Annotated in this window: 29 protein-coding genes; 12 read left to right on the top strand and 17 right to left on the bottom strand. The window is 61.0% G+C overall.

Annotation, left to right across the window (positions count from 1 at the left end):
- The first annotated feature begins 48 nt into the window (after positions 1 to 48).
- The 4 genes from nadC (at position 49) to ACM64M_RS00720 (ending at position 2542) form a co-directional block, all read left to right on the top strand.
- A complete protein-coding gene (gene nadC / locus ACM64M_RS00705; RefSeq protein ID WP_416226721.1) occupies positions 49 to 915 on the top strand; it encodes a carboxylating nicotinate-nucleotide diphosphorylase in 867 nt (288 codons plus the stop codon).
- A complete protein-coding gene (locus tag ACM64M_RS00710; RefSeq protein ID WP_416226722.1) occupies positions 912 to 1373 on the top strand; it encodes a hypothetical protein in 462 nt (153 codons plus the stop codon). Before nadC ends, ACM64M_RS00710 begins: the two co-directional genes overlap by 4 nt.
- The gene (locus ACM64M_RS00715) at positions 1357 to 2070 is read left to right on the top strand and encodes a ribonuclease T2 family protein (protein WP_416226723.1); all 714 of its coding nucleotides are present in this window, start codon (positions 1357 to 1359) and stop codon (positions 2068 to 2070) included. The genes ACM64M_RS00710 and ACM64M_RS00715 overlap by 17 nt, the downstream gene beginning before the upstream one ends.
- 61 nt (positions 2071 to 2131) lie before the next feature.
- On the top strand, positions 2132 to 2542 hold the full coding sequence (locus ACM64M_RS00720; RefSeq protein WP_416226724.1) for a phosphate-starvation-inducible protein PsiE: 411 nt from the start codon (positions 2132 to 2134) through the stop codon (positions 2540 to 2542).
- A 59-nt stretch (positions 2543 to 2601) separates the two neighbouring features.
- Here the strand turns inward: ACM64M_RS00720 and ACM64M_RS00725 are convergent, their stop codons facing one another.
- Together ACM64M_RS00725 and ACM64M_RS00730 are read right to left on the bottom strand one after the other, a co-directional pair.
- Positions 2602 to 3591 carry an alpha/beta hydrolase fold domain-containing protein gene (locus ACM64M_RS00725; protein WP_416226725.1) on the bottom strand — a complete coding sequence of 330 codons (990 nt, stop codon included), beginning with the start codon at positions 3589 to 3591 and terminating at the stop codon, positions 2602 to 2604.
- A gap of 118 nt (positions 3592 to 3709) precedes the next feature.
- The gene (locus tag ACM64M_RS00730; RefSeq protein ID WP_416226726.1) at positions 3710 to 4165 is read right to left on the bottom strand and encodes a nucleoside deaminase; all 456 of its coding nucleotides are present in this window, start codon (positions 4163 to 4165) and stop codon (positions 3710 to 3712) included.
- Positions 4166 to 4329: 164 nt separating this feature from the next.
- On the opposite strand from ACM64M_RS00730, the gene rpmB reads away from it, so the two are divergent.
- Complete coding sequence (gene rpmB / locus ACM64M_RS00735) at positions 4330 to 4617, top strand: 50S ribosomal protein L28 (RefSeq protein ID WP_416226727.1); 288 nt, start codon at positions 4330 to 4332, stop codon at positions 4615 to 4617.
- A gap of 77 nt (positions 4618 to 4694) precedes the next feature.
- On the opposite strand, the gene ACM64M_RS00740 is transcribed toward rpmB, so the two are convergent.
- The 4 genes from ACM64M_RS00740 to xseA form a co-directional block, all read right to left on the bottom strand.
- Entirely contained in the window at positions 4695 to 5681 is a 987-nt protein-coding gene (locus tag ACM64M_RS00740; RefSeq protein ID WP_416226728.1) for an esterase-like activity of phytase family protein, read from the bottom strand.
- 59 nt (positions 5682 to 5740) lie between these two features.
- Positions 5741 to 6628: a M23 family metallopeptidase gene (locus ACM64M_RS00745; protein ID WP_416226729.1), complete on the bottom strand. Its 888-nt coding sequence runs from the start codon at positions 6626 to 6628 to the stop codon at positions 5741 to 5743.
- 69 nt (positions 6629 to 6697) lie between these two features.
- On the bottom strand, positions 6698 to 6901 hold the full coding sequence (locus ACM64M_RS00750; protein ID WP_416226730.1) for a DUF2093 domain-containing protein: 204 nt from the start codon (positions 6899 to 6901) through the stop codon (positions 6698 to 6700).
- A gap of 24 nt (positions 6902 to 6925) precedes the next feature.
- Positions 6926 to 8422, bottom strand: a complete 1497-nt coding sequence (gene xseA, locus ACM64M_RS00755; RefSeq protein ID WP_416226731.1) for an exodeoxyribonuclease VII large subunit — start codon at positions 8420 to 8422, stop codon at positions 6926 to 6928.
- Here xseA and purD point away from each other — a divergent pair.
- From purD to ACM64M_RS00775, 4 genes are all read left to right on the top strand, one after another.
- A complete protein-coding gene (gene purD / locus ACM64M_RS00760) occupies positions 8421 to 9731 on the top strand; it encodes a phosphoribosylamine--glycine ligase (RefSeq protein WP_416226732.1) in 1311 nt (436 codons plus the stop codon). The genes xseA and purD overlap by 2 nt on opposite strands.
- Positions 9732 to 9919: 188 nt before the next feature.
- Positions 9920 to 10444, top strand: a complete 525-nt coding sequence (locus ACM64M_RS00765; protein ID WP_416226733.1) for a hypothetical protein — start codon at positions 9920 to 9922, stop codon at positions 10442 to 10444.
- A gap of 3 nt (positions 10445 to 10447) precedes the next feature.
- Positions 10448 to 12193, top strand: coding sequence for a FlgO family outer membrane protein (locus ACM64M_RS00770; RefSeq protein ID WP_416226734.1), 1746 nt, complete (start codon positions 10448 to 10450; stop codon positions 12191 to 12193).
- A 114-nt stretch (positions 12194 to 12307) separates the two neighbouring features.
- Positions 12308 to 12730: a hypothetical protein gene (locus tag ACM64M_RS00775; protein WP_416226735.1), complete on the top strand. Its 423-nt coding sequence runs from the start codon at positions 12308 to 12310 to the stop codon at positions 12728 to 12730.
- A gap of 179 nt (positions 12731 to 12909) precedes the next feature.
- On the opposite strand, the gene ACM64M_RS00780 is transcribed toward ACM64M_RS00775, so the two are convergent.
- A complete protein-coding gene (locus ACM64M_RS00780; RefSeq protein ID WP_416226736.1) occupies positions 12910 to 13914 on the bottom strand; it encodes an adenosine kinase in 1005 nt (334 codons plus the stop codon).
- Positions 13915 to 14038: 124 nt separating this feature from the next.
- Between ACM64M_RS00780 and ACM64M_RS00785 the strand changes: the two genes are divergently transcribed.
- The 3 genes from ACM64M_RS00785 to ACM64M_RS00795 all read left to right on the top strand — a co-directional run bounded on the left by ACM64M_RS00785 (position 14039) and on the right by ACM64M_RS00795 (position 16197).
- Positions 14039 to 14755 carry an EI24 domain-containing protein gene (locus ACM64M_RS00785; RefSeq protein ID WP_416226737.1) on the top strand — a complete coding sequence of 239 codons (717 nt, stop codon included), beginning with the start codon at positions 14039 to 14041 and terminating at the stop codon, positions 14753 to 14755.
- 31 nt (positions 14756 to 14786) lie between these two features.
- Positions 14787 to 15161, top strand: coding sequence for a hypothetical protein (locus ACM64M_RS00790; protein ID WP_416226738.1), 375 nt, complete (start codon positions 14787 to 14789; stop codon positions 15159 to 15161).
- A gap of 88 nt (positions 15162 to 15249) precedes the next feature.
- Positions 15250 to 16197: a hypothetical protein gene (locus tag ACM64M_RS00795; protein WP_416226739.1), complete on the top strand. Its 948-nt coding sequence runs from the start codon at positions 15250 to 15252 to the stop codon at positions 16195 to 16197.
- An 18-nt stretch (positions 16198 to 16215) separates the two neighbouring features.
- On the opposite strand, the gene ACM64M_RS00800 is transcribed toward ACM64M_RS00795, so the two are convergent.
- From ACM64M_RS00800 to ACM64M_RS00845, 10 genes are read right to left on the bottom strand one after another with little or no spacing between them, the layout of a single operon-like run.
- Complete coding sequence (locus ACM64M_RS00800) at positions 16216 to 16575, bottom strand: HesB/IscA family protein (RefSeq protein ID WP_416226740.1); 360 nt, start codon at positions 16573 to 16575, stop codon at positions 16216 to 16218.
- Positions 16575 to 17081 carry an SUF system Fe-S cluster assembly protein gene (locus ACM64M_RS00805; protein ID WP_416226741.1) on the bottom strand — a complete coding sequence of 169 codons (507 nt, stop codon included), beginning with the start codon at positions 17079 to 17081 and terminating at the stop codon, positions 16575 to 16577. The genes ACM64M_RS00800 and ACM64M_RS00805 overlap by 1 nt, the downstream gene beginning before the upstream one ends.
- Positions 17078 to 18307, bottom strand: a complete 1230-nt coding sequence (locus ACM64M_RS00810; protein WP_416227331.1) for an aminotransferase class V-fold PLP-dependent enzyme — start codon at positions 18305 to 18307, stop codon at positions 17078 to 17080. The genes ACM64M_RS00805 and ACM64M_RS00810 overlap by 4 nt, the downstream gene beginning before the upstream one ends.
- 14 nt (positions 18308 to 18321) lie before the next feature.
- On the bottom strand, positions 18322 to 19080 hold the full coding sequence (locus ACM64M_RS00815) for a SufD family Fe-S cluster assembly protein (protein WP_416226742.1): 759 nt from the start codon (positions 19078 to 19080) through the stop codon (positions 18322 to 18324).
- Entirely contained in the window at positions 19073 to 19846 is a 774-nt protein-coding gene (sufC, locus tag ACM64M_RS00820) for a Fe-S cluster assembly ATPase SufC (RefSeq protein WP_416226743.1), read from the bottom strand. Before sufC ends, ACM64M_RS00815 begins: the two co-directional genes overlap by 8 nt.
- Positions 19833 to 20393: a hypothetical protein gene (locus tag ACM64M_RS00825; RefSeq protein ID WP_416226744.1), complete on the bottom strand. Its 561-nt coding sequence runs from the start codon at positions 20391 to 20393 to the stop codon at positions 19833 to 19835. Before ACM64M_RS00825 ends, sufC begins: the two co-directional genes overlap by 14 nt.
- On the bottom strand, positions 20390 to 20917 hold the full coding sequence (locus tag ACM64M_RS00830; protein ID WP_416226745.1) for an endonuclease domain-containing protein: 528 nt from the start codon (positions 20915 to 20917) through the stop codon (positions 20390 to 20392). The genes ACM64M_RS00825 and ACM64M_RS00830 overlap by 4 nt, the downstream gene beginning before the upstream one ends.
- Positions 20914 to 21216, bottom strand: coding sequence for a hypothetical protein (locus ACM64M_RS00835; RefSeq protein ID WP_416226746.1), 303 nt, complete (start codon positions 21214 to 21216; stop codon positions 20914 to 20916). Before ACM64M_RS00835 ends, ACM64M_RS00830 begins: the two co-directional genes overlap by 4 nt.
- Positions 21216 to 22709 carry a Fe-S cluster assembly protein SufB gene (gene sufB / locus ACM64M_RS00840; protein ID WP_416226747.1) on the bottom strand — a complete coding sequence of 498 codons (1494 nt, stop codon included), beginning with the start codon at positions 22707 to 22709 and terminating at the stop codon, positions 21216 to 21218. The genes ACM64M_RS00835 and sufB overlap by 1 nt, the downstream gene beginning before the upstream one ends.
- Entirely contained in the window at positions 22706 to 23146 is a 441-nt protein-coding gene (locus ACM64M_RS00845) for an SUF system Fe-S cluster assembly regulator (protein WP_416226748.1), read from the bottom strand. Before ACM64M_RS00845 ends, sufB begins: the two co-directional genes overlap by 4 nt.
- Between the last annotated feature and the right edge of the window lie 56 nt (positions 23147 to 23202).

Below are 23202 nucleotides of genomic sequence, written 5' to 3' on the forward strand. Positions count from 1 at the left end.
GCACCCGGTCGGGCTTGCGGACCTTGCGGGTCCGTTTATTGAGAAGCCATGACCTTTACCCTCCCCGGCTTCGACCTTGACCGCTTTGTCCGCGAAACGCTGGCGGAGGACCTAGGAGAGGGGCTTCCGGGCGGCGGCAAGGACGTCACATCCGACAGCGTGATCCCCGCCAATGCCCGCTTTGCCGGCGTAATGGACAGCCGCGATGCGATTGTGGTGGCAGGGTTGCCGCTGGCTGAGGCGTTCTTCCGACATCTCGATCCCGAATGCGTGATCGAATCCCTCGCCAGCGACGGCGATTCGGTTGCGGCGGGCACGGACCTGATGCGGCTCACTGGCAATGCTCGCGCAATGTTGACCGCCGAGCGCAGTGCGCTCAACATCGTGCAGCATTTGTCCGGCATTGCGACCATGACCCGCGCCTATGTCGAGGCAATGCAGCAGGGTAGCGCGACCTGCACCCTGCTCGACACGCGCAAGACCCTGCCGGGGCTCAGATTGCTTGAGAAATACGCAACCCGGCAAGGCGGCGGGCAGAACCACCGCATGGGTTTGTGGGACGCGGCGATGATCAAGGACAACCACGTCGCGGTCGCAGGCAGCGTTGGCGAAGCGGTGCGGCGCGCGCGCGATGCAGGCGTCAAACCGATCATCTGCGAGGTCGACCGGCTTGACCAGATCGAACCAGCGATTGCAGCGGGCGCGCATCACCTGCTGCTCGACAATATGTCGCCCGCGACGCTCAAACAGGCCGTGGCGCTGGTCGCCGGCCGCACCGCGACCGAGGCCAGCGGCGGCATTAACCTCGAAACCATCGCGGCCAAGGCGGCCAGCGGAGTCGATTATTGCTCGGTGGGAAGGCTCACACAAAGCGCGCCGGCGGCAGATGTCGGGCTGGATTTCGCGCTGGTATGAAGATCGCGAAAGGGCCGAGGCCGTGGCCGATCCATCTTTTTGCGGCGCTGCTGCTTTCTTCTGGCTTGGCGCAGTTGATAAGCGGACTGTCCCGGGTCGGTGACTACAACTTTGGTGGCTTCAATCCGATCACCGGAGAGTGGCTGAGTGATGATGCGCTAATTGTGATGCTGTCCGCCGAGTTCACGATTGTCTGCATCCCAATCGTTGCGATCTGGCTGTTTAGAAGCCGCATCGCGCGCTGGCTCATAACGATATTTGTGCTTTGGGGTGCGATCACTTGGTTGATGCATTTGAATGCACGGCATTTGGATCTGCTGTTGCAGCTTAACTCGCAATACATATTCAGCATCACGGTCAGGGTCATCACATGGCTTGCCGTGCTCTTGCTGTTTCTCCCCCAATCAGCGCGCTGGTTCGCGCAACTGAAGGAGGGTGCACATGCGGTCTTTGAATAGGTTCCTTCTGGCCTTCGCTACATTCCTGTGCCTGCCCGCCACCGCCCACGCGCAGGCCTACCAATGCCGCGCGCCGCAAGTCTCCACCGTCCCGCAGATCACGCCCGAGGCACGGCCGCGCGTGGTCCCCATCACCGGCTACACCCTTGCGCTCAGCTGGTCGCCCGCCTTTTGCCGCTTGCGTCAGGAAAGCCGCGCGCACGCGGCGCAATGTTCGGGCGACAATGGCCGCTTTGGCCTCGTCGTGCATGGCCTTTGGCCGCAGGGCAGCCGCACCTACCCGCAATGGTGCCCCGCCACCGCTCCGGTTACCCCGGCGATCGCGCGCAGCCATATTTGCATGATGCCCTCCGCCCGGCTGATCGCTCGGCAATGGGCCAAGCACGGTTCCTGCATGACCCGGCGGCCCGAAACCTATTTGGCTGTCACCCGCGTCCTGTGGGAGAGCCTGCGGATCCCCGATTACGACCGGATCAGCCGCGAGGAAGGCCTGACCTCAGGGCGCATCCGTCAGGCCTTTGCCGATGCCAATGGACGCATGTGGCAGCCCGCGCATGTGGGCGTTAAGCTCAACAGCGAGGGTTGGCTTGAGGAAATCCGGCTGTGTTACGGCCCCCGCTTCCGCCCGGCGCGCTGCGATGATCGGCGGTACGGCGCGCGCGACGGGGCAAAGGCCCAGATCTGGCGCGGGCTTTGATCTGGCGGGGCCTTTGAAAGCAGCGCTGGCCAGCAGCAGGTTTCATACGCTACAATCTGGCATGGCCGACCCGCAGCCCGTCACCGATCACCCCACGGTTCCCACCGACCGCCAGACAAACGCGGGGCGTGCATTTGTGCTGGTCGAGCGCCTGTTGCTGGTGCTGGTCGCCGGGATGACTGTGTTCGCCGCCGGGGCGGAGGTTGTTTCCGTCTATCAGCGCAGCGAGATCAACCTGGCTGACATCTTGTTGATGTTCCTCTACACCGAAGTGATCGGGATGATCGCGGTCTATTACACCGGCAAGGGCACGTTCTTCATCTATCCGATCTTCATCGCCATCACCGCGATTGCGCGGCTGATCGTGCTGCAGGGCAAGGATATGGCCCCTGAAAACGTGCTTTATGAAGCGGGTGCGATCCTGCTGCTATCTGTGGCCGCGCTGGTGCTGTCGCGGGCAAAGGCGGATTAGGGCGGGATTCACGGAGCTGGCGCTGGGCATGCGTAGATTGGCCTGCTCTCAAAATCGCCCTAACGCTGTAATTCGCGCTTTTCATACACAGGGGAACCACCATCCCGCAGATGTTCGGAAACAAACTCTGCGGTTTTGGCAGCGATGGATTGCCCGTCCACCTCGACTTCGAAAAATCCGCTCCCGTTAAAATCGTGACCGCCACCGATTACCGAATAAAGGGTGACGGGCGTGCCAACGCCATCCGCGCGTTCGGTCAACTCGGTAGCCTCAGAGAAGGGAACCGTCGCATCCGAAGTGCCATGCAAGATGAACAGCGGAGGCTCATTCGCTTCAAGATCGGTGTCCCGGAAAAGACCACCCCAATAATCGACCACGACGCGAATTGCGGGCCTCTGGATTGAAAATTCATCCAATGAATAGGCCGCGTGGAGCACCGTGTAGGCGCCAGCCGACGATCCCCAAAGGCCAATTCGGTCGGGCTGAATGCAATATTGGTCGGCGTTGTCCTGCGTCCAACGCAATGCCCGAACCGCATCCTCCACCGCTGCGGTAAAGGCCGTTATTCGCTCGCTCGGCTCGCCATTTGCAATCGTCCGAAAGCCATTTTCGAAACTGGCAAACTCGGCCGATATTTGCGGCATATCGCCCTGCAGGCGATATTGGATCGAGGCTAGATTGATGCCGCGCTGGTTTAGTTCCTGTGCGATTGCCTCGACATTGGCGCCCCTCCGGCTGCCGCCAACAAAACCCCCGCCATGGACAAAGATCACCGTCGGGCGCGGCGATGCGCAAGATGCGTCGGGACTGTAGAAATCGAGAAAAAGTGGCATCTGGCCGCCGGTGGTGGGCCCAGCGCCATAGACGATGTCGGCGGTCCGCACGAAGCCCGAAGATGGCGTTGGCGTTGGCGTTGGAGATGGAGATGGGGTGGGGGTCGGGCTGGGAGTTGGCGACGATCCAACCACCGGCGCAGGGCTGCTGTCGCCGCCGCCGCAAGCATAGAGCGCAGGAACAAGCGCCAGCAGCGCAACCCGGTTCATCTTCATTGTTTTACCGATTCCGCTATGAAGCCCAAATTTCGCAAATACTTATGGCTGGGCACGCCCAGGCGGCAAGCATTGGCTTGTATCGGTTTGCATCAGCGCTCGGACAAAGCCTTGATCCTCACCGCCGCTCCCTGAAAAACGCGCGTAGCAATTCTGCCGCTTCGTTTGCGCCGATGCCCGAATAGATTTCGGGCCGGTGCTGGCATGTGTTCTGATCGAAGACCCGCGCACCGTGTTCGACCGCGCCGCCTTTGGGATCGCTGGCGGCGTAATATAGCCGCGCGATGCGGGCGTGGCTGATGGCTCCTGCGCACATCGCGCAAGGCTCCAGCGTGACATAGAGGTCGCAGCCAGTCAGCCGGTCTTGCCCCAGCGCCTCTGCCGCCATACGAAGGGCGCGGATTTCGGCGTGGCCGGTCGGATCGGGGGGGCTGCGGGTGGCATTGGCGGCGAGCGCGATCACCTCCCCTTGGCTGACCACCGCAGCGCCCACGGGGACTTCGCCCGCCTCGGCAGCCGCGCGGGCGGCATTCAGCGCGGCTTGCATCGGAGCAGGAATAGGCCAAAGGGTCATGTCACCCGCGCTATCGCCAGCACGGGCCGCGTGCAACTGTGCTTGACGATTCGCCGCCGCGCCGCTATCCGCGCCGCTTTCCGGGACACACGAAGAACGGGACCGCTTTTGCAGGCGATTCGTATTCGGTCACTGCCCGCCCATTTGAACAGACGAGAGATATCATGTCGCGGATTTGCGAACTGACCGGCAAAGGTCGCCAGGTCGGCCACAATGTGAGCCATGCCAACAACAAGACCAAGCGCGTCTTTCTGCCAAATTTGCAGAAGGTTACGCTGATGAGCGAAAAGCTGGAGCGCAGCTTCAAGTTTCGCGTATCGACGCATGGCCTGCGTTCGGTCGAACACAATGGCGGGCTGGATAACTGGCTGCTCAAGACCAATGACGAAAAGCTTTCAGAGCGCGCACTCAAGGTAAAGCGCGAGCTGAAGAAAGCTGCAGTAGCGGCCTGACATTTACGCAGCGGGAGGTAATCCCGGAGGCTGACAAAAGGGCGCGCGAAGCTGTTTCGCGCGCCCTTTTGTGTGATTCACAGTGGCGAATTCGCAGCACGCCAGCCCAAGCGGAGAAGCAGGCTGCGCTGAAACATTGAAAGATTGTCGTCAGCGATCAGGTAAATCGCGCTTTCGCCGGCGACATAGGCGATGCCTTCAAAATTCTCGCCCAGCACCGGCCCTGAAAGCTGGGCGATGATCTCGCCGCTCCACTCGCCCCCCGGTGTGATGGCCGCAGGGTCGGCGCGCATGATCGCAGTGTCGAAAACCGCCGGAATGCTGATTTGCACGCGGCGCAGCAGGATCAGGACGGAGCCATCGGGCAAAGCGGTCGCATCGACCGGCGAATATCCGGGCGGGCTCCGAAACCGGAATTGGATCGGGGTCAGCACATCGATCGGGTCGCTGGCGAACAGCAGGCCGGGTCGCGTGCTCAAGCCCGATTGCTCCGGCGCTTCGCCCAGCAGGATGAACGCGCCGCCGGCCAATCGCACCATTGTCTCCGGCCCGGAATTGGCGCTCCACCCCTGCATTTCGGGTGGCGCGCGGCGGGCGGTGGCACCGTCCGGCGTATCCCGCTGGAGCGCGTTGAAATTCTCATAGGCGCTCCACAGGATGCCCGTGGCCGGGTCACGCGACATCGCCTCGAGATCGACCATTTCTTCAAACGAATCGCGCTTCTGCGCGAAATAGCTGAATTCGGCGGCGCTGGCAGAGGGTTCTCCGCCTTCCACCGGGATTCGCAGCGTCCAGCCGCGGTCGCTCCCGGCTAGCAATCCGCCGTTATCATCAGCAACCAAGGCAGAAAATCCGCCGAAGAAAGGATGCTTCGCGCGCAATTGCCACAGGCCGGTGACTTCCAGCGTACCGGTGATGCCATTGTGGTCGCTGAGGGCAGTGATTGCGATCCCCGGATCAGCAGGGTCGGGGTCGATCTGGCTGCGCAGAAATGTCCCCGGCGCGAGACCCAGCGCGACTGCGCCAATCAATAGAATGCGCAGGAATGAAGGGGGATTGTTCACGCCCGCCACATCCCGGTTTGCCATGTCTGCGTCAATCCACCGTTTGGTCTGGCGCGCGTTCAGTCCATTGGGCCAGTGAAAAGCAGTGGGTCAAGGCGCGCATCTTTCCATTTCAGACCCCAATGCAGATGCGGCCCGGTTGCCCGCCCGCTCGATCCGACATTGCCAATATGCTGGCCCTGAACCACGGTGTCGCCTTCTGCCACGACGATCCGGCTGGCGTGGAGGAACGCGCTGTTGAGACCGTGCCCGTGGTCGATGATAATCAACCCGCCCTCTAGACTGAATCCGGTCCGCGCCAGAACCACCACGCCGTCCGCCGGAGAGACAAAGGGCACGCCGTCACCCGGCGCAATATCAATGCCCGAATGGTAACTGCCCGGCTCTCCGCGATATATCCGCTGACGACCAAAGCGTCCCGAGATGCGTCCTTTGACCGGCCAGATAAAATTCTGCTTCCAGCCACTTGCCCCCGTCTGCAGAGCGCGGGCAGCGTTGATCGCTTCCAGTTCGGGGAGGCGGCGCTCCATAAAGCTGGCGCTGGGGCCGCCCGGCTGGCGCGCAATATTCACCCGTTCGATCTGCCAGTCGCGCGGCTTGATGGAGAGCACCTCGCGGATAATCTGGCCGCTGCCAAGTGTCGCGGTCAGCGTGATCGTATCGGACGAATCGCGGTCGAACGCGGCGAAAAAGCTTCCGTCAGCGCCAATCTCAAGCGGAGCATCGCCCAAGGTCGCGGTCCAATCACCCACACCCAGCCGGCCGCGGATATACCCACCTTGCGTCAGTTGTCCGCTATAGGAAAGGCGGGTTTGCGGCGCTGTTGGGGTGGCAATGGGGGTGGCGGGTGCGCCATCAATCGCATTGGCATTGGCATTGGCATTGGCATTGGCATTGGCCTGCGGCGTTTCCGGCGCAGCGGTCTCGCCGCTTGCACAACTGATCAATGCCGCAAACCCCAATGCAGCAGGAAGCCATAAGCCCCGCCTTATCGATCCGCTTGCCAATGCTCCTGCCTAAATCTGGCCGAGTAAGCGCCGGGTGGCGATTTCGGCGGTCGCATAGGGTTCCTGATGCTCGGCGCTCCAATAGCGCAGCTCTTCGAGCGGGATGGGCTCTCCGGACACTGCACACAGGACATGACGGCCCGGACGCAGCACTCGAAAACTGGCGGGACTGTAATAGAGTTTGGCGGCTTTATCGCTGGATGACATCAACATAGGGCGCTCCTTAACACGGGGTTCCTAGCCGAACAAATCCTCTTGGCGCGACGGGGAAGGATGCGGGGTGGCTTGCCGCGATTTGCTCGCCGCCTTGTGCGGTTGCTGCGGAGCGGGCGCCGGGGAAGCCGGGTTGTCGCCAACCTCGACTGCCAGCGTGCCGTCGCGGAATTGCAGCGTCAGCAAGCGTTCGGCCTCTGCCTGCGCCTTGCCGGTCAGGGCCCTACCCTGCGGATCGCGCACAATGGCATAACCTCGCTCCAACGGCTTTTCGGGGTGCAACTGACTGGCGACCCGCACCAGTGCATCCAGCCGCTCGCGTGCGCCAATCATCGGCCGCTCGATCAGCGCCGGGACCAGCCTCCCCCCGGCAAGCTGCCGCTGCCGGTCGTCCAGCGCGCGGGTCAGCATCCGGGGTGACAGCCGTGCGGCAGTCCCGGCCAGCAATTCGCGCCCCTTGCCCGCGCGGTCCCTCAGCCCGCGGCGCAGCCGTTCGGACAGTTCATCCAGCCGCTGCGCATGCGGTTGCAGCAGCGCCTCGGCCTTAGGCATTCGACGCAGCCTTGCCTCCAGCCGTTCGCGTCCCAGCTCGACCGGGCGATGCACCGCGCGGCGCTGGCGATTGGCGAAATCGGCAAGCGACGCGGCAATATCGGCCCGCACCGGCACTGCCATTTCCGCCGCCGCAGTTGGGGTTGGCGCGCGCCGGTCCGCGGCAAAGTCTGCCAGCGTCGTATCGGTTTCGTGGCCCACAGCCGAAATAACCGGAATGGTACAATCTGCAATCGCGCGCACCACGATCTCTTCATTGAAGCTCCACAGATCCTCAACCGAACCGCCCCCGCGCGCGACAATCACGACATCGGGGCGCGCCGCTGCTCCGCCCGGTTCAAGCGCGGAGAACCCTCGGATTGCCGCAGCAACCTGCTCCGCCGCGCCTTGTCCCTGCACCAGCACCGGCCACACCACCACATGGCTAGGAAACCGGTCTGCCAGCCGGTGGAGAATATCACGGATAACCGATCCGGTTGGCGATGTGACCACGCCAATGGTGCGCGGAAGAAACGGCAGACGGCGCTTGCGGGTTGCGGCAAACACCCCCTCAGCCTCCAGCCGGAGCCGCGTTTTTTCGAGCAGCGCGAGCAACGCGCCTTCGCCCGCCAGTTCGAGACTGTCGATGACGATCTGATATTTCGAGCGCCCCGGATAGGTCGTCAGCTTGCCTGTGGCGATCACTTCAAGCCCATCTTCGGGAACAAAGGCGATCCGCCCGGCATTGCCTCGCCACATCACCCCGTCGAGCAGAGCGCTCTCGTCTTTCAGCGCGCAATACATGTGCCCCGAAGCAGCGCGCTTCACCCCTGACAATTCGCCGCGCAGCCGGACATGGCCAAACCGGTCCTCCACGGTGCGTTTGAGCATCGCGGAAATCTCGCTGATCGACAGCGGGCTGGCATTGTCGCCCGGCGATGCACGCGCTACCAGCCCGGGAATGTTTGTATCGGTGGGGGCGCGGGCCATGAATATCCTTTTGCTTGGGTCAGGCGGTCGTGAACATGCGTTAGCATGGCGGTTGGCGCAATCCCCCGGCCTAACGAAGCTTTACGCCGCCCCCGGAAATCCAGGCATCGCGCAGGATGCCGAATGCATCACGCTTGACGTGAACGATCACACAGCGGTGGTTCGCTTTTGCGAAAGCCGCGCGATCGGGTTGGTTGTGATTGGGCCCGAAGCGCCGCTGGTCGATGGTCTGGTCGACAGTCTGCGCGCTGCTAATATACCCGCTTTCGGCCCCTCGCGGGCCGCTGCGCAGCTTGAAGGCAGCAAGGGTTTCACCAAGGATCTGTGCCGCCGCGCCAATATCCCCACCGGCGCCTATGTTCGCACCTCCACGCTCGAACAGGCGCGCGCGGCGCTTTCCGGTTTCGCTGCCCCCTATGTGCTGAAGGCGGATGGGCTGGCAGCAGGCAAAGGTGTGGTGATCGCCTCCAACCGGGCCGAAGCCGAGGCCGCGCTGGCCGAGATGTTTGACGGTCAATTCGGCGATGCAGGCGCAGAGGTAGTGATCGAGGAATTCCTGAAGGGTGAGGAAGCGAGCTTTTTCGCCGTCACCGATGGCAAGACCGTGGTCCCGTTCGGCACGGCGCAGGATCACAAGCAGGTGGGCGAAGGCGACACCGGCCCCAACACTGGGGGCATGGGCGCCTATTCCCCTGCCCAGGTGCTGACGCCGGAATTGCAGGCGCGCGCCATGGCAGAGATCATCCATCCCACGGTCACGGCGATGGCTTCGGCGGGGATGCCTTATTCGGGGGTGCTCTATGCCGGGCTGATGCTGACGGCGGAGGGCCCTAAACTGATCGAATACAACGCCCGCTTTGGCGATCCCGAATGTCAGGTGCTGATGATGCGCTATCGCGGCGACCTTGCCGCGATGATGCTCGCCTGTGCCAAGGGGGAACTGGATGCGGCAGAGCCTGATTTCGCCGATGAAACCGCGCTGACCGTGGTGATGGCGGCAAAGGGCTATCCCGGCACCCCCACAAAAGGCGGCGCGATTGATCTGGGAGCGGCCGGAGCGTCAAACGGCGGGCGCGCCGCGAAGGTGTTTCACGCCGGAACCGCGATGAAAGACGGTGCGCTGGTTGCGAGCGGCGGCCGCGTGCTGGGCGTCACCGCAACCGGCAAGAATGTCACCGAGGCGCAGCAAGCCGCCTATGCAGCGGTCGACGCGATCACCTTCCCCACCGGCTTTTGCCGCCGCGACATCGGCTGGAAAGAAGTCGCGCGCGAAGCCGAAACCGAGCGCCCGCTCCCGCGCCCGAATTGAGCGGCAGTTTGGCACGGGCAGAGAATGACGACCGCTATGCGGTGCCTCTGACACCAAAACCAGTAGCTGATTTGCAGGTGGTCACCATTGGTTTTCCCCCGATCTTTCAACAGTTAAACAATATAATTAACGCCAATTAACTCCGATTAACCTTACCTTCTCGTGAAGCCTGTGTGGAGAGTAAGGCAATGCAAAAAAACCTCGAATCGGAGAGACCGCTTATGCGAACTCGTTCATCGAAAACTGCGCTGACCAATCAAATTACGGCTGTGGCCCTTGATCTCCAACGTTTTCGAGAGCGCACCGACGGGCTGGCATATCTCTCCAGGCGCGAACCCAAGCTGAAGAGGCAAGCGAGCGAACTTTCGAATGGGCCCGTGCTCGATGTGTATTTGCTCGAGCAGCAGGTCGCTCGGCTTATCCGCGTTGAGAGGGCGAGGCGGCGCTATCTTCCGGGGCTCAACGAAGATGCGATCGATTGGGCGCTTCTACTGGATCTGACCAAAGCGCATTTGCGCGATGAAATGGTTTATTCTGGAGTGTTACGGGCATCGCTCACGCTGAAAGAGCCAGAGTTTTGGCGAGCCCTCGCAAGGCTCGAAAACAATGGCCTGGTCGATGGTATGTATGCTCCCTCTGACTCCTGTCGAATAGCGATCTGGCTCAGCGAGTTTGGCGCAGAACGTATGATGAGAGTGCTGGCACCGGCTTAGCTGTTGGCAACCTCGACGCCGGACAAACCAGTTGCACGGGTTAAACAGGCGCAATACGGTCCGCAAACGATGCAGGTAGGGGAATACTCGGAAGAGGCTATCAGGCGTTCGCTTGAAAATGTTTTGGCCAGCCCTCAGTTTTTGGCCTCGCCACGGCAGTGTCAATTGCTGTCTTATCTCGTCGAAGAGACGCTCGCCGGCCGCTCTGACAAATTGAAAGGATACGGCATAGGGATCGACGTTTTTGGCAGAGATTCTGATTTCGATCCGTCCGAAGACTCACTTGTTCGCGTTCATATGTCCCGGCTAAGAAGCCTTTTAAGTGATTACTATACGTTAGATGGGGCGGCTGACGACCCTGTAATTATACTTAGGCCAGGGGCCTATGTGCCAAAGTTCCAAGCGCCAAAGAAGATAAACAAAACCAACGCAGCCGCCAGCAAATTTAAATCGCGGGAGGGCACCGATGTTACGCCAGAACGGGCGATAATCTTTGCTCTGATTGCATTCATTGTTGCAATGCTCTTCTGGGATCACTTGGTGCCCAATTTCAACCCTGAACAGGCTGCGAGGCAACCTGAAGGTCCATCGGTCGCTGTCGCGGCCTTTCAAGTGAATGGCACCGAACTGGTTCTTGCCGAACAATTGCGCTCGGGTCTCCAGCACGAGATTGTGTCTTATTTGTCCCAGCTCCCTAACCTCGCGGTTCTTGGCCATGACACAGTCAAAGATCGAGAATTTGAATCGTCTAAGGATCGCCGGGCAGCAGACTTTGTTCTGCTAGGTACGATCACGGTGGATGACACAGGGTTTCTTGTAAATTCGAGCCTCCTCAGAACAAGCGATGAAGAAGTGGTCTGGTCACAACGAAGTGAGCTGACTTCATTGAGTACCACCAATTTTCTGACAGTCAAAAGCGATATTGCGCTCGCGATTGCTGCTGAATTGGGTCAGCCTTATGGAGTAATTCATGAGGCCATGCGTAACAATATCACACTCCAGCGCGATGTAGATCTCAATGATTATTTCTGCGAGCTTAGCGCCTATGATTACATGCGTACGAAGGAACCAGTAGAGCGAGCAGAGGTTCGCTCTTGCCTCAATGATGCCATTCATGAAAACCCGCGTTATTCTGACGCGCTGGCCCTACTTTCATTCATTTATGGAGAGGAGGGGCGTCTAATCGCTGGGCGTCGTTCGCAAACAGGGGCGGACAGTTATCCAGAACAGTCGCTAGGCTTTGCCAAGCGGGCCGTAGAAGCGAATACGACGAATTCGATGGCATATTCGCAGCTCGCCTTGGCTCAGTATTTCAGCGGCAATGATGCGACCGCAAGTGTATCGATTGAGCGAGCCTTGCGGATGAGTCCGAACAATACAGAAATTCTTGCCGACGCGGCATGGCTCTACGCTGCCTTGGGAAATTGCCAACTGTCGGACGGGCTTTCGAGCAAGGCAATCTCTTTGAACCCAGGTCATCCACCGTGGTACTGGTTGGGTCCAGCACTGTGCGCAATAACATCGGGAGACGGTTCGAAGGCACTGAGGTTCGCCCAACTGTATAGGCAGGAAGATTCCCTGCATGCGCGGTTCGTTTTGGCTGCCGCATTGCGGATGAACGGCGAAGATGAAGACGCCGACGAGGTCATCGCAGGTGCTCGTGAAGACTTCTCTTTTTCCATGCAGGAACTTCAATCCAATATCGCAGTATGGAGACTCCCCGATAAGGTCATCGCACTGGCGATGTGATAAGAATCACAATTGCGGCTGCCTCGCAGCATTCTTCAATTCGAAACTGCAATGGGTGTCCAATTCGTTTTGGTTCCATGCGCCCGAAATGTTGCAGGGTAGAACAGATAGGCCTTGATCCTGATCAAGGTGGTCTGGCCAGGCATGGTCGATAAGGCCGCCATGACCCATCGCCCTGCTCTCGTCGCCTCGCTCGTCTTTGCCTTCACCGCTTTGCCGTTCACCGCCGCGTGCAGCACCGCGCCGAAGTTTCAGTTGGCCGCCTCAGCTCAGCCCGCCCCGCCCGCTTTCGTCGAAGCGGCGTGCGGCGGGTGCCATGCGGTGGAGCCGCCCTACCTCTCTCCCAATCCGCAAGCCCCCAGTTTTGAATCGGTGGCGAACCGCCCGGGCGTGACCAAGGCGACCATCCGCGCATGGCTCGTGGATGCACATAATTACCCTGAAGCGATGGATTTCGACCTTACCAAAGAGCGTGTCGACGAAGTCGCCGCTTACATGATCACGCTGCGCCGCGCGGATTACGTGCCGAAGGAATGATTTTCCTACAAAGCTGCGGCTTGATATGGCCGTCCGGTTACACCGTCCGGCTCTTTCACATCGTCAGTTTGCGCCTTTGGCACGCCCGCATTGCTTGGGGGTGAGAAGGGCGCTGCTATGAGAGCGGATTTCCCCCTCTGGACAGTGTGTCAGGTGTGTCAGGCGGCGTGGGCTTTGCGCTACAGCCGCTCACGCATCAACGCCTGCATATCAGCATCGGGCCGCGGGCCGTAATGCGAAATGACCTCGGAAGCGGCGATCGCGCCGCGTTTGAGACAGCGTTCAAGCGGTTCGCCGCGCGCATAGCCCGCCAGAAACCCCGCTGCGAACTGGTCGCCTGCGCCGGTGGTGTCGACCACTTTGACAACCGGCACTGCGGCCACGGCCGCCCGCTCACCATGCGCATCGGCAACCGCACCCTTCTCGCTGCGGGTGGCAACCAGCACCGGGACCTTGGGCGAGATTGCTGCAAAGCCGGCGTCGAAATCCGCCTCTCCAGTGAGCGTCGCCAGTTCGCTTTCGTTGACGAACAGGATGTCGATCAGCCCGTCGTCGATCATGGCGCGGAAATCATCGCCGTGACGTTCGATGACGAAACTTTCGGATGCGGTAAACGCAACCTTGCGTCCGGCTGCGCGGGCGACGTCAATCGCGCGGCGCATCGCGCGGCGCGGTTCTTCCGGGTCCCACAGATAGCCTTCGAGATAGAGGATCGCGCCGCTGGCGATCAGCTCCTCATCCAGCGCCGCAGCGGGGAGATACTGGCCCGCGCCAAGGAAGGTGTTCATCGTGCGCTCGCCATCAGGGGTGACGAAGATCAGCACGCGCCCCGTCGCCGGTTCGCCCTCCCGCGCCGGAGTGTCGAAATCAATGCCGGTGGCGCGCATGTCGTGGCGAAACACCTTGCCCAACTGATCGTCGGCGACCTGACCGATAAAGGCGCATTGCAAGCCCAGCGTCGACAACCCGGCGAGCGTGTTGGCCGCCGATCCGCCCGAAAGCTCGCGCGCAGGCGGCATGGCTTCGTAAAGCTCATCCGCGCGCGCTTCGTCGATCAAGGTCATGCCGCCGCGATTGAGCTGCAGCTCTTCGATCAGGCCCTCTTCGCAAGAGGCAATCACATCGACGACGGCATTGCCGATGGCGATGACGTCATAACGGGCTTCGGTGAGGCTATCGGGCAAAGGGTGTTTCCTGTGTTGCGAAGGTGTGATCCAATTGGCAGCGCGCCTAGCCCGATGAGCGCATCAGGCCAAGGTCAAAGATTGGAGGTTTGACTTGGCCGCCGCCCCGCCCCATCGCAGCGCCATGAAAGCGGTGCTCATCAGCCTCGGGAGAGCGATTGGCCAGCTTGCCGATCGTGCTGTGTTGGGTGTGCTCGCCAAAACGGTGCTGGTTACCCTGCTGGTGTTTGCGGCAATGGGCGTGGGGCTCTGGGCGGCACTGGTCGCAGGATTCGAAGCAGCAGGCCTGTCGGGTGGAGGCTTTGCCAGCGCCACAGCTGCGGTGCTGATCGCCGCAGTAGCAGCGTGGCTCCTGTTTCGCGTGGTGGCGCTCGCAGTGTTGCAATTCTTCGCCGATGAGATCGTCGCAGCGGTCGAAGTGAAGCATTATCCGGCGCGCGCGAGACAAGCACGAAGCTTGCCGTTTCGCCGCGATCTGGCCAATGCGCTGCGCGGGATTGGGCGCACAGTCGCAGTCAACGCGCTCGCCCTGCCGGTGGCGCTGGTGCTGTTGGTGACTGGCGTGGGCGCGGCTCTGGTGTTTCTATCGGTCAACGCCTGGCTGCTGGGGAGGGAGCTGACCGATATGGCGTGGCTGCGGCATTGTGAGGGCGAAGCGGCGGCGAAGAGCCCGGTCCCGCGCGCGGAGCGGCTTATGCTCGGCGGGGTTGTCACGGCGATCATGCTGGTGCCGTTCGTCAACCTCCTGGCGCCAATTCTGGGGGCAGCGGCAGGAACGCATCTGGCGCATGACGCAATGACGCGGCAGGATGAGAGAGAGAAAGGTGATTGGCTTGCGTAGAATTATCGTCTCTTTGAGCGCCGCAATGTTGGTGGCTGGTTGCACGACCGGGCCGAGCAGCGGAGTTGTAACATCCGTTGCGGCGCCTGTTGCCACACCCGAATCCGCCGATGTTCGTGCGCGGCTGATCCCGCGCGAGGCGGGCTTGGTGGGCATCATCGGTGAACCCGCAGCATCGTTGACCCAGCGCTTTGGCATGGCGCGGATCGATCTGGCAGAAGGCGACGCGCGCAAATTGCAATATGTGTCGGGCACCTGCGTGCTCGACATCTATCTCTACCCACTGGCGGCCAATGCCGATCCTGTCGCAACCCATGTCGAAACGCGCGCGCGGGAAAATGGCGCGGCAACAGACCGGGCGCAATGCATCGCAGAGGTTGAAGACGCGGTGGAGGCGCAGCGCTGATTGCGCGGCGGTAACCCGACTTTAAGCACATTCATGCCATACCCTAGGCCGCATTGAAGATACCCGGCCTGAAGGGACATACCGGCACATGACCACGCATTTTGCAGAGATTGCGCAGCGCGTAGCCGCTGATGGAGAGGTAACAGCCCAGGATGTGCTGGCTTTGCGCGGCGAAGGCTGGGGCGACGGGATCATCACCCGCGAAGAAGCCGAGGCGCTGTTTGCGATCAACCATGCGCTTACCGAACGCGGCGAGGAATGGTGCGACTTCTTCGTCGAGGCGATTGGCGAATTTGTGCTGAACGGCACCCTTCCCCGCCTGCAATGCAACGATGAAGAAGCCGAATGGCTAATCAGCCAAATCGATGCCGACGGCGCGGTCGAAAGCATGGCCGAGCTGGAGGCAATGGTGCGCATTCTCGAACGTGCCGAGAACACCCCTGATCGGCTCAAGAACTATGTGCTGGCACAGATCGAACGCGAGGTGTTGAGCGGGACTGGCCCGACCCGCTGCGGCGGCGAGCTTTCAGCAACCCACATCAGCGCCGCCGAATGCCGGATCATCCGCCGGGTCATCTTCGCCAGCGGCGGTCACGGCCCAGCGGCTGTTACTCGCTATGACGCGGAAATGTTGTTCCGGCTCAAGGACGAGACGCTGCCCGAAGAAAACGCCGCTGAATGGGGCGATCTGTTCGTCGATGGCGTGGCGAATTTTCTCAAGGGCTTTGCGCTGCAAAATGCTCAGCTCGAACATGGCCGCGCGCGCGAATTGCAGGCGTTTATCGCTGACAACCGGGCCAATGTCGGACGGTTCTTTGGCCAGATGGCACGCGAAGTGCCGCATGTGCGCAACCATTTAGGCAAGGTTTTCGGCAAGAAACAGGCCTCCGGCTCGGGTTATGAAGCGCTGGCCGCGGCAGGCGAAGCCGTCACCGACTACGAAAGCGAATGGCTCGACGCGATGATCAATGCCGATGGTGAGGTGGATGATCTTGAGCGCCGCCTGCTGGCCCGCATCATCGACGAAGGCGAATGATGCGCGGCCGTTCCTGCTTCACACCATGAAGCTTTCGCCGCAACCGCAAGCGCCTTTGGCATTGGGGTTTTCGAACACGAAACCGGCGGTGAAGTCATCCTCGCGCCAGTCCATCGTCGATCCGACAAGATAAAGCACGCTTGCCCCGTCGATGTAGAACGTGCCTCCGGGGGTTTGGATCTTCTCATCGAACTTCGCCTCTTCGGTGACATAATCGACCGAATAGGCAAGACCTGAACAGCCCCGGCGCGGAGTGGAAAGCTTGACTCCAATCGCATCGCCGGGCGCTTGGCTCATCAGCTGCGCAATGCGTTCCTCGGCGCGCTTGGTCAGGACAACGGCGGCAGGGATCTGGCGGGTTTTGGTTTCGGTGTTCATCACAGCATCCCCAATTCTAGCCGCGCTTCGTCGGACATCTTTTCCGGGCTCCATGGCGGATCCCACACCAGCTCAACCTCGGCATCGCGAATACCGGGAACCGACGAAGCGCGCAGTTCGACCTCTCCCGGCATGGTTTCGGCCACTGGGCAGTGCGGTGTGGTCAGCGTCATGGTAATCGTGGCGTCCGCCTCTTCATCGACCTCAACGCCGTAGATCAGGCCGAGATCGTAGATATTGACCGGAATTTCCGGGTCAAATATCTCCTTCAGCGCCTCGATAACGGCGGCTTGCAGATCGCTGCCTGCGCCGCCGACGGGGTCTTGCGCCGGCTTTTGATGCAGGAAACCATCGAGATAATCCCGCTCGCGTTTGGGCGCGGCAGCAGGTTCCTCTTGCAGTTCGACGGCGTCGGAAACCCGCGCGCGCGGCGGCTTTTGCGCGATCACATTATCGTTCGGCGCTGGAGCGGCGATAAAATCGCGTTCGTCGTTTGGCTTGTTCATGGCTTTGTGCCTCTTCCAAAAATCCGCCGGGTGCGGGCAATGCCTTCGAGCAGTGCATCGACATCTTCCGGCACTGAATAGATTCCGAAACTCGCCCGTGCGGTGGCCGGGATGGCGAGATAATCCATCAAGGGCTGCGCGCAATGATGCCCGGCGCGGATCGCAACATTGGCTTCATCGAGGATCGTTCCAAGATCGTGCGGATGGATGCCGTCGATCAGGAAGCTGACGATCCCGGCGCTGTCTGCGGGCCCGAACACCGTCACATCGTTCATCGCGGAAAGCTCGCGGCGCAAACGGGCGACCAGCGCGCGCTCGGTTTCCTGCGTCGCCGCCAGCCCGGCCTCCGCGACATAATCGGCTGCGGCGGCAAAGGCGATGGTTTCTGCAATTGCCGGAGTGCCAGCTTCAAATCGTTGCGGAGGGTCTGCGTAGGTTGTGCCAGCAAAGGTCACGCGGTCAATCATCGAACCGCCGCCTTCCCATGGCGGCATCGTTTCGAGAACCTCCGCCGGGGCCCACAAGGCGCCAATCCCAGTCGGGCCATAAAGCTTATGCGCGCTGAAAACGTAAAAATCACAGCCAAGCGCGCGCATGTCCACGGGCATGTGCGGCACCGCCTGACAGCCATCGAGCAGCAGCTTAGCGCCGACCCGATGCGCCATTGCGGCGGCGCGCGGGGCGTCCAGAACGCTGCCCAGAACATTGGAAACATGGGCAAAAGCGACCAGCCGGTGTTGCTCGGTCAGCATTTCCTCTGCGGCATCAAGGTCAATCTGGTGGTCGGCCGTCAACGGAGCAACATCGATGATAGCGCCGGTTTGCTCGGCAATCATTTGCCACGGCACGATGTTGGAATGGTGCTCCAATTGCGACAGCATGATGCGGTCGCCGGGCTGAAGATTGGCGCGCCCCCAGCTGTTCGCGACCAAATTGATCGCTTCGGTCGCGCCGCGCGTGAACACTATCTGGCCTTCTGCGCCTCCGATGAATTGCGCGATCCGTTGCCGCGCCGCTTCATAAGCAATCGTCATGTCGGCAGAGCGGGAATAAACACCCCGGTGCACCGTGGCGTAATCCTCGCCCAGCGCCCGCACCATGGCGTCGATGACCACGCGCGGTTTCTGCGCCGTTGCGGCGGTGTCGAGATAGTGCCACGGCGAACCGTCCTTGTTCACCAGGCCGGGGAAATCTCCGCGCAGATCGGCGCGAACCGCGCCATTCATAATAGTGGGAGCGTTCACAGAGAGGCCCCTTCCAGCGCTTGCAGCGCCGCGCTCAACAATTCTTCCCGGCGGGCTTCGTCTTCCAGACCAACGAACGCATCTCCGATAAAGGCTTGCACCAACAGGCGCTGCACAGTTTCAGGAGAAAGCCCGCGCGCCGCCATATAATAGCGCGCCGCCTCATCGAGTTGGCCGACGGTTGCGCCATGCGCGCATTTCACATCGTCTGCGAAGATTTCGAGCTGCGGCACGGCGTTGGCGCTGGCCCCGGCTTCGAGCAGCAAACCTTTGAAATCCTGTGCGGCGTCGGTCTTCTGTGCGTGCCGCGCGACCTTGATTTCGCCTAGGAAATTGCCGGTCCCAGTGTCCCAGTGGACCGCCCGGACGGTCTGATTGCTGGTGGCTTCGGGCTGAGCGTGGACAACCTTGGTGACGAATTCGCGCACCGCATCGCCACCGCCAATCGTGACCCCGCCAAATTCAAAATGTGCGCCTCTGCCAAGCGTTACCTCAGCCTCAACCCGGGTGTAGTCCTGCCCGGCATTGGTCACGAACAGTTCCGCGCGCGCGCCGTCCCCCAATGTCAGGCGGATGCGGCGCAGTTCGGGCTGATTGCCGCCGACCACCATACATTCGCGGTGCGTCTCACCCGTGCCCAGCGTAATCTCTTGCCATTGGTCAATGGCGCCCACGCCGAGCCGCGCCAGTGCGCCCATGTCGGCATAGCGCCACGCCTCTTCGCGGCGGGTTGGCAAGGTTGCCGCTTCAGGCATCGGCCATCACCGCGTCGTAGCCTTCTGCTTCGAGCCGCAGCGCCAGTTCCGGTCCGCCGGTCTGAACAATCCGGCCTCCGGCAAGCACGCTGACCTTGTCGGGTTTCACCACTTCGAGCAGGCGTTGATAATGCGTGATCAGCAGCACCGCCTTGTCCGGGGCCCCGTCCTTTTGGCGCATGATTGCATTGATACCGTCGCCGACTACCCGCAGCGCATCGATATCAAGCCCGCTGTCGGTCTCGTCCAGAACCGCAAAGGCCGGATCGAGAATGCCCATCTGCACCATCTCGGCGCGCTTTTTCTCGCCACCGGAAAAGCCGACATTGACCTGCCGTTTGAGCATTTCCACGTCCATTTTCAGCAGCGCGGCCTTTTCCTTCGCCAGTTTCAGGAATTCCCCGCCCGAAAGCGGTTCCTCGCCGCGATATTTGCGCTGCGAATTGGCCGCCTCGCGCAGAAACTGGACGTTGGAGACGCCGGGTATCTCAACCGGATATTGAAAACCGAGGAATAGCCCGGTGGCCGCGCGTTCATGCGGATCGAGGTCGAACAGGTTCTGCCCCCGAAAGGTCACACTGCCGCCGGTCACGTGATAGCCGGGTTTCCCGCCGAGCACATGGGCGAGCGTCGATTTCCCGGCCCCGTTTGGCCCCATAATCGCGTGAATCTCGCCCGCAGCGATTTCCAGGCTCAGCCCTTTCAGAATGGCCGTCCTGCCGTTTGCTCCGTCAACTTCGGCGTGGAGATTCTCAATTGTTAGCACCGATGGCTCCCTTGCTTTGCTGTGCTGCTGCGGCGGCGGCATCGGCGGCGGCGGTCGCATCGGTGCGCGCCTTCACGACCGAAGCGTCGCGCAATTCGAGCACGAGGCCCTTGGGCCGTTCCGCCTCATAAGTGTCCTGCGCCGCCTGCGCCGTGCGCATCAGATAGGTGAATTGTTGATCGAGATCGGCACCGCGCGCGATGTGGATACGGCCAATGTGTTCAAAGATTTCGCGCACGTCATTGGTGCCATAATCGGCATATTCGCTGCGCTGGGCGAGCGCGGCGGCGGCGGCGGCCTGCGCCTCAGTCGCGGCGTCCTCGCAGCGCGGCACGTCCGAGCGGTGCTGCGCCTCAAAGTCAGCCTCACCGCGCACGCGGCGCATCTGCCCGGTCAGGCAGCGGCGATAATCCTCGACAAACGGCTGGATGATGCGCGGATATTCCAGCGTCCACGTTTCGGGCGCATCGTTCTCGATGGCTACGGGCGCCTGCCCGACGCCTTGCAACATCATCATGGAGGCAATCAATGATAGGAGGCTGTTCATTCGCTTCGGTCCCGATTTGATCTGTCAGTGGATTTGCCATTGGATTCGTAGGTTTCACGGTGTTCGCTGCGCCGGTGGCGTTTGTCGTCGATCCGCATCCGCATGCCGAGCGTGATGCGATCAAGCACGCCGTCCATATTCTCAAGGATATGCGCGGCCTTGATCCGCATCACCCGGATGCCGACGCTTTCAAGGCTCTTGTCGCGGCGCTTGGCCAGCGCTTCGTCCTGGCCTTCCTCGTCGATCATGATCGCCATCCCGAGATTGTGGCAGTTGAAATCGACGATGGCGGAGCCGACCACAGCAAAGCGCTTGAAAGTGTAGCGCCCAAGGTTCGCAGTCGCGAATTTCTCAGCGAGCGCCTTGTGCGCGGGCGAAGCAAAACGCTTCATCTCTCGCGCCCGGTCGTGAAGTTCGTCGAGGCGAGCATCGGATATCTTCCACCCGCGGCCCTTTTTGTTGAGGGTGGGGGCTTCGGCGGTGGCGGCCTCGGGGTTGAGGGCGAGGGTTTTGCGGTCAGTCATTTTACCTCGTCCATAATGCGAAGGACGGATTGAACCTTCGATCCATGTTTTGTCAGCGTCACAACATTATCATTGAATTTGCCGCCCAACCGGCTTTGTCGAATGTTCACGAGCTGCATGTTTGCAAGGTTGCGAGCAGCCAATTTGGCTTCCGGTGTCGGCCATTCCGTGTTGGTGACTATGCGCAAGTAGGTGCCGCGATGCTCATTCGCTTTCAGAATTATCGCTCGTTCAAGCACACCGAGTTCCTCGGCATCAGATCGAGCTTCTTCCTTTGACATAATCCATTCGTCAGACATCACCCCACGCTCCCCTCAAGCGAAATCGCCAGCAGCTTTTGCGCTTCGACCGCAAACTCCATCGGCAGCTCTTTCAGCACATCCTTGGCAAAGCCGTTGACGATCAGCGCCACCGCCTCTTCCTCGTCCAGCCCGCGCTGCATCGCGTAGAACAGCTGTTCGTCGCTGATCTTTGACGTGGTCGCCTCGTGCTCGATCTGCGCGCTGGGGTTCTTGACCTCGATATAGGGCACGGTGTGCGCGCCGCATTGATCGCCGAGCAGCAGGCTGTCGCACTGGGTGAAGTTGCGCACGCCGCTGGCGGTCGGCCCGACGCGGACGAGGCCGCGATAGGTGTTCGACGATTTGCCCGCCGAAATGCCCTTGGAGATGATCGTCGAGCGGCTGTTCTTGCCGTTGTGGATCATCTTGGTGCCGGTGTCGGCCTGCTGGAAATTGTTGGTGACCGCGACCGAGTAGAACTCGCCCACACTGTCTTCGCCATTGAGGACGCAGGAGGGGTATTTCCACGTCACCGCAGAGCCGGTTTCGACCTGCGTCCATGAGACCTTTGAACGATCCCCCTGACACAGCGCGCGCTTGGTGACGAAATTGTAGATCCCTCCCTTGCCTTCTGCATTGCCGGGATACCAATTCTGCACGGTCGAATATTTGATTTCCGCATCGTCCATCGCGACCAGTTCCACCACGGCGGCGTGGAGCTGATTTTCGTCGCGCATCGGGGCGGTGCAACCTTCGAGATAGCTGACATAGCTGCCCTTTTCGGCGATGATCAGCGTGCGTTCAAACTGCCCGGTGTTTTCGGCATTGATGCGGAAATAGGTGGAAAGCTCCATCGGGCAGCGCACGCCTTCGGGCACATACACAAACGTGCCGTCCGAAAAGACCGCGCAATTGAGCGCCGCAAAGTAATTGTCGCGCACCGGCACGACGCGGCCCAGCCACGTCTTTACGAGGTCAGGATATTCGCGGATCGCCTCGGATATCGAGAGGAAGATCACGCCTGCACGCTTCAATTCCTCGCGGAAGCTGGTGGCGACGCTGACGCTGTCGAACACCGCATCCACCGCAACTTTCTTTGCGCCCTTCACCCCGGCGAGCACTTCCTGCTCGCCCAAGGGAATGCCGAGCTTGTCGTAGATCCGCTTGATCTCGGGATCGAGCTCATCGAGCGAATCGAGTTCAATCTTCTTCTTGGGCGCAGCGTAATAATAGGCGTTCTGGTAATCGATCTTCGGATAGCCGACCTTGGCCCAATCGGGCTCTTCCATGGTCTGCCACAGGCGGAACGCCTTCAGCCTCCAGTCGAGCATCCATTCCGGTTCGCCCTTCTTGCCGGAAATGAAGCGGACGGTGTCCTCGTTCAGCCCTTTTTCCGCGAATTCGGTTTCAATATCGGAGGACCAGCCGTGCTCATAGTCCGCCGCCGCAGCGGCCGCATCCCTGGCGTCCTGATCGGTTTCTGGAGTCTTGAGGTCGAGATTATCGGTCATGCCGCATGCTCTTTGACTGGAATGGGAGGGGGAGCAGGGGCGTTATGGCGCAGCTGATCAAGGGTGATCTCTGCCAATGCCGCCCGCAGCTTTTGATTGATAATCGGCCAGTGCGGTTTCATCGTGCAGCCGATTTCGTGGTCACACGCGCCTTCTTCGATGCAGGCAGTAAGGGCGATGGGGCCTTCGACCGCCTCAACAATATCGGCAATGGTGATCGCCGCCGCCGGGCGGCCAAGCTGCAATCCGCCTCCCGCCCCGCGCAAGGATCGCAGCAGTCCCGCAGCCGTCAGCCTTGATACGAGGCGCTGCACCGTCGGCACCGGCAGACCCGTTTCGCTCGCCAGTTCGGCCGCGCTGACCCGGCCATTGCCGCAATGGGCAGCAGCCTGACACATCGTGATGACAGCATAATCGGCAAGGTTGGAGAGACGCATAATAAATCGGACCAATTCAATCTTATTAAGACCTAGGGTCCATCCGCCCGCAATTC

Origin of the sequence: Qipengyuania sp. ASV99, assembly GCF_047872805.1 — a bacterium.
Lineage (GTDB): Bacteria > Pseudomonadota > Alphaproteobacteria > Sphingomonadales > Sphingomonadaceae > Erythrobacter.